11 protein-coding genes are annotated in these 10,110 nt (G+C 33.9%); 3 read left to right on the top strand and 8 right to left on the bottom strand.

The annotated features are described in order from the left end of the window. Positions 1 to 10 precede the first annotated feature (10 nt). The 5 genes from ACFQ19_RS16550 to ACFQ19_RS16530 form a co-directional block, all read right to left on the bottom strand. On the bottom strand, positions 11 to 97 hold the full coding sequence (locus ACFQ19_RS16550; protein ID WP_379593809.1) for an excalibur calcium-binding domain-containing protein: 87 nt from the start codon (positions 95 to 97) through the stop codon (positions 11 to 13). Between the two features lie 132 nt (positions 98 to 229). Then, a complete protein-coding gene (locus ACFQ19_RS16545; RefSeq protein ID WP_379593757.1) occupies positions 230 to 1,501 on the bottom strand; it encodes a hypothetical protein in 1,272 nt (423 codons plus the stop codon). A 659-nt stretch (positions 1,502 to 2,160) separates the two neighbouring features. Continuing rightward, the gene (locus ACFQ19_RS16540; RefSeq protein WP_379593756.1) at positions 2,161 to 2,853 is read right to left on the bottom strand and encodes a TetR family transcriptional regulator; all 693 of its coding nucleotides are present in this window, start codon (positions 2,851 to 2,853) and stop codon (positions 2,161 to 2,163) included. After that, a complete protein-coding gene (locus ACFQ19_RS16535; protein ID WP_379593755.1) occupies positions 2,840 to 4,390 on the bottom strand; it encodes a BCCT family transporter in 1,551 nt (516 codons plus the stop codon). Before ACFQ19_RS16535 ends, ACFQ19_RS16540 begins: the two co-directional genes overlap by 14 nt. 55 nt (positions 4,391 to 4,445) lie before the next feature. Further along, entirely contained in the window at positions 4,446 to 5,588 is a 1,143-nt protein-coding gene (locus ACFQ19_RS16530; RefSeq protein WP_379593754.1) for a M24 family metallopeptidase, read from the bottom strand. 317 nt (positions 5,589 to 5,905) lie between these two features. Between ACFQ19_RS16530 and ACFQ19_RS16525 the strand changes: the two genes are divergently transcribed. The 3 genes from ACFQ19_RS16525 to ACFQ19_RS16515 are packed head-to-tail and all read left to right on the top strand — an operon-like array spanning position 5,906 to position 7,752. Beyond that, a complete protein-coding gene (locus ACFQ19_RS16525; protein ID WP_379593753.1) occupies positions 5,906 to 6,517 on the top strand; it encodes a hypothetical protein in 612 nt (203 codons plus the stop codon). Positions 6,518 to 6,531: 14 nt separating this feature from the next. Further along, positions 6,532 to 7,029: a protein-export chaperone SecB gene (locus tag ACFQ19_RS16520; RefSeq protein ID WP_379593751.1), complete on the top strand. Its 498-nt coding sequence runs from the start codon at positions 6,532 to 6,534 to the stop codon at positions 7,027 to 7,029. After that, a complete protein-coding gene (locus ACFQ19_RS16515; protein ID WP_379593749.1) occupies positions 7,030 to 7,752 on the top strand; it encodes a hypothetical protein in 723 nt (240 codons plus the stop codon). It abuts the gene before it with no gap. 365 nt (positions 7,753 to 8,117) lie between these two features. Here the strand turns inward: ACFQ19_RS16515 and ACFQ19_RS16510 are convergent, their stop codons facing one another. Genes ACFQ19_RS16510 through ACFQ19_RS16500 form a run of 3 tightly spaced genes read right to left on the bottom strand, consistent with a single transcriptional unit; the run spans position 8,118 to position 9,841 of the window. Next, the gene (locus ACFQ19_RS16510; protein WP_379593748.1) at positions 8,118 to 8,372 is read right to left on the bottom strand and encodes a hypothetical protein; all 255 of its coding nucleotides are present in this window, start codon (positions 8,370 to 8,372) and stop codon (positions 8,118 to 8,120) included. A 24-nt stretch (positions 8,373 to 8,396) separates the two neighbouring features. Next, positions 8,397 to 9,152 (bottom strand): IS21-like element helper ATPase IstB, encoded by a 756-nt coding sequence (gene istB, locus ACFQ19_RS16505; protein WP_379593746.1) that lies wholly within the window; start codon positions 9,150 to 9,152, stop codon positions 8,397 to 8,399. Beyond that, positions 9,149 to 9,841: a Mu transposase domain-containing protein gene (locus tag ACFQ19_RS16500; protein WP_379593745.1), complete on the bottom strand. Its 693-nt coding sequence runs from the start codon at positions 9,839 to 9,841 to the stop codon at positions 9,149 to 9,151. Before ACFQ19_RS16500 ends, istB begins: the two co-directional genes overlap by 4 nt. Between the last annotated feature and the right edge of the window lie 269 nt (positions 9,842 to 10,110).

Below are 10,110 nucleotides of genomic sequence, written 5' to 3'. Positions count from 1 at the left end.
CCTTAAACTACTATATCCCACATCCAATCCCGTCTCCATCACGGTCTAAATGAGACACATACACAGGGTCCCCTTCATAGATGGGTGCCGTGTCCACACGAGTAATTCTGCAGTTGCAAAATCTGATACCAAATCACTTCCATCATTCTTTAAGGAATCATTCTCTGCATACAAGCTTATTTCAAAACGAAACATTTAACTCTTTTCCTTTAACCTATGTTGGTAATATTTATACAAGATTAGATGGACTTTTATAATTTTCATCAAATTCTTTCACTTTTTTTATGACAAAGCTATGGTCTCTTGGACCTCTTCCTCTACCATAACATTGAGTATTTTCATTAGCTTTTGTTAGTAAATCTTTTAGTTGTTCCTCATTAAATTCATCAAGAAAATCCAATAATAAATCAAATTTTGTATTAGCTTCATCAAAACTATGAGATTTATAATATAAATAAATAATAAATTCAAAATATTGATTAAGTGCATTAGATTCTTCAGCAAATACTTTGAGATTATTAATACCCTCTGCCAATCCTACTTTAATGTCACTAATACTTGTAAAATATTCCCTTAAATCTTTTATATGATTATCAAAAGAATCATGAAGAAAAAAGGCATAAATTCGAGCTTCAATATTTGTTTCTACATGATCCTTAATTTCAACCTGTGTTGTTTCTTCTAATACGTTAAATACTTCAGGATGTTCTGCAATAAATTTTATTAAAACAGATAAAAGAGGCTTTTTAACTCTAAATTTACCTTGTTTTCCTCTTACAACCTGCTCAATATCCAGTGAACATTCATTATAGAATACACTTAATGCTTTAAAATTAATATCACGATTATTATTTGTATCATCATTAATAAGGTTAAATACAAATTTCCATAGATTTGTAAATATAAGTTCTTGTTTCTCTTTACTTAAATGTTTTATATATCTATTTTTTATTAGTGATTTTAATTCTTGTTTAGAGATTGGCACATCAGAATCTTCTCGTGTTTTCAGGTCATGAATTAAATTTTCAAAAACATCTTTAGTGAAGTAAGGTGGTTTTATTAAAACTGATTGTAATACATTATACATAAGTGCTTGTACAGTATGTGAATCTGGGTTATAAAGTGTTAAAGTATGTATTGTTGGATGTGCGCTTAAGTTTCTCTTTTTCTTCAAATGTTCTATATCCGTTTTTTCACCTTTTTCAAATAACTCTGTCTGTTCATCAATTCTATTGATTAATACATTCTCCCATTCTGAGGAAGTAGGGTTATCCTCTTGAATCTGATTAACCTTTTCTAATGTTTCTTTAGCCTTTTTATCATTATGAACAGAACTTAACTCCTCCAGTTTTGCATACAAATCATACAGTAAGACAGAATACAGGAAAACAACAGCAGAGCGGTTATTTCCATTTACAAATGATTGAAAGACCTCTTTAAAATACTCTTTTGTTTTATGATTGTAAATTTTTTCTTTTAAACTATCTATACTTTGTGTCATAATATATCCTCCATTTTGTCCTATTTAAATAATATTGTACTATTTTCAAATAAAAATTTCTATTGCGAAAGATTCATAAAAAATTCTATTCATTTAGTTGTACTAGTGGCATTTTGTCACGTGTCTTATACAAGACATATCGGGTTAGTTATATTGCTTTTTGTGACATGTTTTTTTATAAAGAATACCTTGCTGGATATTTTCATAGTAAATCAATTAAAATAGAAATTATATCCTTTTCATAAGCTATTTATTAAGAAAAAATAAGATCCCATAAAATCAACAAATTCGCAGGAGCTGTAAGCTAGTAAAGTAGATAAAGCTAGCACTATTATCTATAGTGTTATAAAGACAAAAGAGAATGGATTAAATCAATTTAAATATCTTTACTATCTATTTGAGGAACTCCCAAATATGGATAAGGCGGGTAATGAAAAATTAGACCACCTCTAACCTTGATCATCGGCACTTCCTGAGGAATGTCGTGTTCCCAATCCATCTAAATAAATCATAACAATAGTCCACACCTTTTAGTAAGTGTGGACTATTTTACTTACCTTACCCCATATAAAATGAATGCATACGGAGCAGCTTGTGAAGTTGATTCTATTGTACGGAAGTTCCTTCACGTACGGTAATCATATAGAGATATGATGATACTACCATCTGAAGTTAACCTCTTCCTGTTTATCTTTATGAACCATGCGTATGACACTTTCATAAATATAATGCAGTGTTTGGTCAGTGGCCTCTTCAACCGTATATAACCGACGTTGATTCATGAATGTACTCATCATGCCTTTCCACAACATAAGGGTAATGTCAGCAATTAATGCCACATCTTTCGTTTCAATAAAACCTTCCTCCGCAATATGTTGTAAATAGGAACTACTGCGTTTGGAAAAATCATGTTCCATTATAATAGATTGAATCGGTTTTGGTAATCCAATCAAATCATGTTGATAAATCTGATAATAGTCATTTAGCATATCCGCTGCAATAGAACCTAAATTTTCAATAAAAATAACTGAGTATATTTTAGGTTGTTGAAACGAATGGTGACAAAAACATTCCCAGGAGTAAAGCCATTTCTCTAATGTATTATTTCCTTTATCCATATAGGAGGGTAAATCCTCCATGTACCCCGTGGTAAAACGCATAGCCGCAAAAAATTTTAAATGGGTTACATCTTTAAAATAATTATATGCCGTTGAGCTTGTAAAGCCGGCCCTATCTGCTATTTTACGGATGGTTACATGATCAATACCTTCTTCTTCCATAATTTCCGTTGCTGCACCGAGAAAGTAATGCCACATACGCGTTCGCTGCATTTCTTTTCTATTTGATATCATGTTTTGATGCCCCACCTCTTTTATTTATATAATAATGCAGATGTTCATTATTATTCAACCATTTTATTAACGACATAGCCATTAGTACATACAGCACTAAGATAGGGACAGAAACGAGGACAGAAGATGTCTGTACAACATCCAATCCTCCAACGATTGTTAAACTAATCGCTAACGCAGATAGCAAAATCCCCCATAACAAACGATGCCAACGAGCTGGCTCACTCACAGGACCCAATTCTTTCGTTGCTACACTCGCGATTACATAGCTTGCAGAATCCAAGGAAGTAGCCAGGAAGATAAACCCAAGAATAACAAAAAATATGGACACAATAACCGATAATGGCAACGAATTTAAAACAGCCACAATCACTGCCTGCTCACTTACTTCCGATAAAATATTCGTTACATTTACTTCACCACTCAGTTGAAGGTTCATGGTATATCCGCCGAACACAGCAAAGTATAAAAAGCTTCCAATTGATCCCCATGTCAATACATTAAAAACCAACTCACGTATACTTCGCCCTTTTGATATTCGCGCTACAAATATTCCAATAAACGGGGCAGTTGCAGCAAACCATGCCCAATAAAAGACCGTCCATGCCTGCGGGAATCCACCTTGTGCAATGGAATCGGTGTACAAGCTCATTCGCATAAAGTCATTCAACATAATACCTAAACTGTCCGTAAAATAGGTTAATATAAACAACGTTGGACCGACAATAATAACAAACAACGCAATGCCGAGAGCCATATATACATTCCAATCACTCAATTTACGAATACCCTTGTACAACCCAAAATAAGCACTGGAACTGAAAATGAACGTCCAGATTATAATAATGCATATATTCAGCCATAGGGATGGTTCAATCCCTAATAAATCTCCAATAACTGCTGATACCATAGGAACACCAAGTCCCAGCGAAGTCCCCAGTCCACCAATCATACTCCATACAACCAGAATATCGATTGCTTTACCCAGAAACCCATCTGCATGCCTGCCAAGTATGCCTCGACAAGCAGCACTTATTTTAAGGGAAGAATCTTTACGAACAAAAAAACTGTATGCCATAACCACTGCCGGCAGTGCGTATAATGCCCAAGCTGAGATTCCCCAGTGGAATAACCCGTAGCTTAGCGCATATTCTGCGGCCTCTGTAGACTCTGGCTCCATACGGAAGGGCGGCCCTGTATAATAGTAAAGCGGCTCCACAATAGACCAAAACATAATGCTCGTTCCCATACCAGCACAAAACAACATGCCGCCCCAACTAAACCGGCTAAATTCCGGACGATCATTCGGTTCGCCTAACTTTATCCTTCCGTACTTTCCTACCATTAACCATATGAGAATAATAAACAGACCAATGGTTAAAAACTCAAATGCCCAATCCAGACGAAATGTAATTCCGGTCATTAAACTCGCAACAAACGGTCCAGCTGTTTCCCTAAAGATCACCAATAGTAACGTTGCAGCTACCACCAAGGTAATGGATGGCCAAAAAATAGACTTATCTAATTTTGAATTCATAGCTTCTTTACATACCCCCTGTTTTATTATAATAATGGTTCATGCTACCTTTCTCTTAAAACATCATATCTTGTAATTCCCGTGGATATTCCGTAATAGTTCGAGATCCGTTTTCGGTTACAATGACTGTATCCGAGTGCCGGAATCCACCAACACCAGGAATATAAATACCAGGCTCAATGGTATATACCATGCCCTCTTCTAATACCAAATCATTGTCAAAACGCAAATAGGGTTCTTCATGTTCTGTTAACCCCAGTCCATGACCAATCCGGTGTTGAACATAATCAGCATATCCCGCTTCCTCAAACACTTGAAACGAAGCAATATCAACATCTCTCGCCTGTACACCTGGTTTAACGGCTTCAATTCCTGCACGCTGCGCATCAATAGCTAGCTTGAGACATTTTTTCTGTTCTTCGGTCGGATTGCCAATTAAAAATGTACGTTCATTTTCCACGCGATAATTATTCACCCAAATCTGACGGCTATGTACAACAACATCATTCTCTACAAAACGCCGTGTACTGGAATATAAATGAGGCATAGAACTTCGCTCAATGCCAGAGCATGTCCAATTTTCAAACCCGATTTCTATATGGGGATATAACTCAGACGCTTTAGCTAGAAGTGCTTGATCGCCATGTGCATCAAATTCCAACTCACTCATTCCCACATGCAAATTTTTAAACGATGCCTCTAATGCTAAATCAGACAAATAACTTGCTTGTTCAATCCAATAAATCTCATCCTGGTCTTTGACTGCACGTAAGTCAATCAGAGCTTGACCGATATCTTTTAACTCGTACCCTTTTTGTGAAAGGTGCTGATAAATAAATGCTGGTGCAATATTCATTTCGAGACCCACAACCGTATTTGCATCCATATCATCTATAATTCGATTTAACGGCTGTATATAGTCCGTATCCTTATCACGCTCCTGAATCTTCTCATGATAGACAAACAGTTCATCGGTATGTGCTTCCTTTTTAGCGTGATCCTTTTCCAGTTCCGGAATAATATATTGTGTCTTATCCATATAGATAATGTACACAATCGGGCGTGAATACGATATAGCACGGAACCCACTCAAATAATACTGATTGTCCGGCTCCCATAGTAGCGCCACATCAATGCCGCTATCACCCATACGTCGGCGTAAATCGCTTAATCGTCTTTGAAAAGTTTCTTTCTGCATTCTCCTTCTACTCCCCTTCCACAGAATATGAATTTGTTTTTTATATGAATGTGTTCATATTAACATAATAATTCTATTTGTCAAAAATTTATACGATTATTTTGATGAAAATAGTAGTGTCAGACTTAAATAGACATGTAAATAGGAGCATGTCTTTTTCTTCTTGGAAGTTTTACATTTAAATAGAATAAAATGGACTTGAAACATGAATTATTAAAATAAATCATAACAAACTGTATCTCCTACATAATAATAGGAGATGATAGTAAATAAGTTTTTACTTTGAAAAGTCAAAATGATAAAATTGGAGGTAGTATATGATGAAAGGAGTTGTGATTATGACAAGTATTAATCTTCAAAATCAACGTTCTTTAAGCTACTCTGAAGTTTTTTTTAATGAGAAAGAAATTAAAACAATAACAAGTTATCATACAATTTTACAAAACAAAATCACTGCAGTATTTGAACTTATTTTAACGGGCTATAATAAACTGATTACTTTCTCTAAGAGTTATCTTAATCAAAATAAAATAATTGATTCTTCCTCAGAGGAAGCAGCGATATTTAATGATATTGCCATAGAATACAGCGATATTTTAAAAAACGGTATCCCTTTACTAAGCTCTCTTTCTTACCATCTTGAAGAGAAACAAGTTGATAAAAAAACATTGGAATTTTTAAAGAAAATAATCAACTATCAAATGGAAACAACAAAAGAACTATTGATGAAGGAATTGACACTGGAACGCGTTGACGTTATTTATAATCATCTTAAAGATGTACCTTATTATCTTAAGACAGATTTAGAACTAAGCTCTCTTCCTAATTTAAAACCAGCAGTCGATAGAAAACCAAAGAAATCTGAATATAACGGCTGGAAAGTCGTCAAACAGAAATATAACCCAAATCATAAAGATTATATTGCATAAAGGGGAATAATGGAATGTCAGAAGATCAAAATCAATATAAAAAATTAATTGAAGCCATCGAATTAAATGAAATTGAATTACTATCGCTAAATTGCAATCAGAATAAAGATTTCCCTCATGAAAAAAGAGAAAACTTGAGTTTAGCTTTAAAAAATAATATTGTAACTACTGCCATTGAGGGAATGGAACTCCATGTTCAAATTGAATTTGGTGTCATAGCATATGATGAAAAGAATACAGAAACCTCCGCTAATTCAGAAGATAAAGAAAATATTCATGAAGAAAATATTTTATTTAGAATAGATTTTTCACTTATGTTGAATTATGTATTTGATTTGGAAAACGTCGAAGATATTGCGTTCGTATTTGATAAAGAAATTGATACATTTGTCAATAATAATGTTCCTATAAATGCTTGGCCTTATGCTAGAGAAACAATTAGTTCGATTACAACTAGAATGGGTTTTCCTGCGCTTATCATCCCAACTTATAAGAATTTACAATTTATTTAAATGATGGCAATCGAAATCAAAAGTACAAAAGGAATATCAGAAAACCCTTTCGTTGTAGATATAGTTAAAGCTGTCCAAGCAAATAATTCTCTTTTCTTATACCTTTCTAGAATTTTTTCGACTTATAAAAAAAATAGTTTAGCCTTAAGGGAAGAAACCTTTTCTTATATAGATAGATTATTGAACTCACCAAAGCTAAATACTTCTTCAGATTCATCCACCATAGACAAAGTGAAACAGACGATGAAAGCAATATATACTTTAAATTCACAACAGTTTAGCAACGTTCGTTCCAACATATTAGAAAATACAGTGTACCATTTTGGACCTGTTACAACAAATTTGTTAAGAAGATGTGTTTTCATTGAACCTATCATAAAAGAGAACGATATCATTATCGGAGATTCAGATATTAAATGTGACTTTGTTTTTGTTTATAATGAATCGACACCTATGGAGTTCATAGAATGTAAATCAGATATTGCTAATGTTATTCCTAGAAATCTTCCCTTGGAAAAACTCCAAAAACCTCACAAAAACAAACTCACTTACCTTAATAAGGCTTATAATCATCTAAAAAAATATGATGTAGAGCCAAAAATTTATTTCGCTTGTTATAATTTGGATTATGGTAAAGAACTAGTAAACCTTCGAAATAATTGGGGATATGATAACATGATGTTTGTGAACGCTGAAGAAATAATTTATGGAAAAAGTGAGTAAATCGTAACTTCCAGAAAGAAAACACGGGAAAACAGTAAATTCACGCTGTTTTCCCGTGTTTTAAAATTTCAAATGTATGCCTACTTTTAATCCTTTGCTAATAATAAGTCCATCAGCCATTGTTTAATATTTGTACATATACTTTTTCATTTTCGAAACAATCAAATCATTATCAGAGTTGGCTGAGTATTGCGGACAGATTAAGCCAGTAGTGCGGAGTTTTGAGCCACTGTTTGCGGAAAATTGAGCCAGTCATTGCGGAAAGGAGAGCCACTGTCTTATGAACGCCGGTTTTCTTTCTATACTAGCCTTTTATTTCTAAAAAGCCCTAAAGCTTATTAATAAAACTCTAGGGCTGTCTTATTCTATAAATCTTCCATATCAAAATATAATTCAATATATTTCTGATACCTTATTATAGTTGGATAATCAAAGAAATTTTCGTAAATATCACTGTGAAGTTCAAAATAAGGAAGATTTTCACCTGCCGGTGTTAATGCATTTACTTCTGACCTGAATTGAATTATCATTCTTTCTAGTTTTTTTGAATAGCTTATTAGATTAATAATTAAATCCAGGTTATCCATTTCCTCTTTGCTCATTTCATTAAGTTTTCGCATTTTCTCAACTCCCTCGTTATCCTATTAAGATTTCCTGTCTATTCCATGGCGTTCTCTCATTGAAATTGCTCCATCTAGTAGGATTTTATAAGAATCATGGACAATGCGGTCAAGAATCGCATCTGCTATCTGTGCTTGGCCTAATTTCGAATGCCATCCTTCTGGTGAAAATTGCGAACAGAATATAGTAGAAGTTCTCTTTAATCTTGCTTCAATAATTTCTAATACGTGAAGCACGTTTTCCTCGGAAAGTTCGGTTAATAACCACTCATCAAGAATCAATAAATCTATTTTTTTATATTTTTGAATTAGTTTACGAAAGCTGCCATCAGCTTCATACTTCGCAATAGCTAATTCATCAAGTAGTTCAGGCAATCTAATATATTTTACTTTGTAAAATTGGCGACATGCATGAACTCCAAAGGCATTCGATATCCACGTCTTTCCGTTCCCTGAAGCCCCCATTAAAATGATGTTATGATGATTTTGAATATAATTCCCTGTTGCTAACTCTAGAATAAGCTTTTTATCCAGATTACGGTCAGAATGATACTCTATATCTTCAATGGCTGCCGTTGGGTCGTTGAATGTCGCTTGTTTAATTAATCGTTCCAGTTTATTTGATTTGCGACGGTCATATTCATAGTCTATCAAGAGATTTAACCGGTCATCGAAATCCATATTATGATAATCCTTGTTTTGACACTGTTGCTTGTACAGTTCTGCCATTGCTCCCATTTTCATTTCAATTAATTTTCGTAGTGTTTCTTCATTCATCATTTATTAACCCTCCCAAAATATTCAGCTCCACGTACAAATCCGTAATTATCATTATTGGTCTGATGGTTATCTATATCTATCTTTCTATTTTGTGTTTTCTTCTTCTTTCTCTTTAGTATGCCTTTCAAAACGGAAACCGTTGGATTCGTTGCTATTTCAAGTAATGTTTGTGTTGCTTTTTCCAGTTCTTTCTGTGTATACTTTGTCGATAGATTCCTTAATGAGCTAAGAATAGTTAGGGCTTTCTTTTCCACGTTCATTTCCAATATATAAGAAACAAATTGTGTCATGTAAGGTCCAATCTCTTCTGCCCACTTTCGGTTATTATCTGGGTTATGTTCCAGATATAATCGATGATTATCAGGCATATGATCTGTATTTGTAGAAAATTGACCCATTTCACCTTTTAATCGTTTATGAGATGCAATTCTGGCTTCATTAAAGTAAACTTCAATTAGATCCGTGGTTAACCGAACGTCGACAGACTCACGGACGTAGTCATATGGAACGGAATAATACATCAGTTCAACTTGAATGTGGTAGTTTAATTGAACTTTTGCTGTTTTCCATTCTGTAAGTTTGTATCGCGTTTGGGGAAGCTGTTGAAGGTAGGATTTCTCTTCTTCCTCAAACACCTTTTTACGTGAGCCAGGACGCTTTTGAAAATCAATCGTATTAATTTCTTCCAACTTTTTAAAAATCTGCCGATTTAAGTCTTCGATATGAAAACATTGATAATTCCTTAGTGAAGCAATAATCTGTCGAGAAATATATCCAACGGCTCCTTCTACACTTGGCTTATCTTTTTTATCCTGAATTCGGGATAAAAAGGACAAACCGAACGTAGAGGGAAATGTTGGTCATATTTCAACCTGGATTATTGCTTCTCTTCGAAAAGAGAAATTCTTCTCACTGCCAGAATTAAACAAAGCTATTTGGGAAAAGTTAAAGATTGTGA

This window comes from Oceanobacillus locisalsi (genome assembly GCF_042675985.1).
Classification (GTDB): Bacteria; Bacillota; Bacilli; order Bacillales; family Amphibacillaceae; genus Oceanobacillus; species Oceanobacillus locisalsi.
The sequence above is the reverse complement of the archived record's forward strand: the minus strand, read 5'-3'. Positions and strand labels throughout refer to the sequence as shown.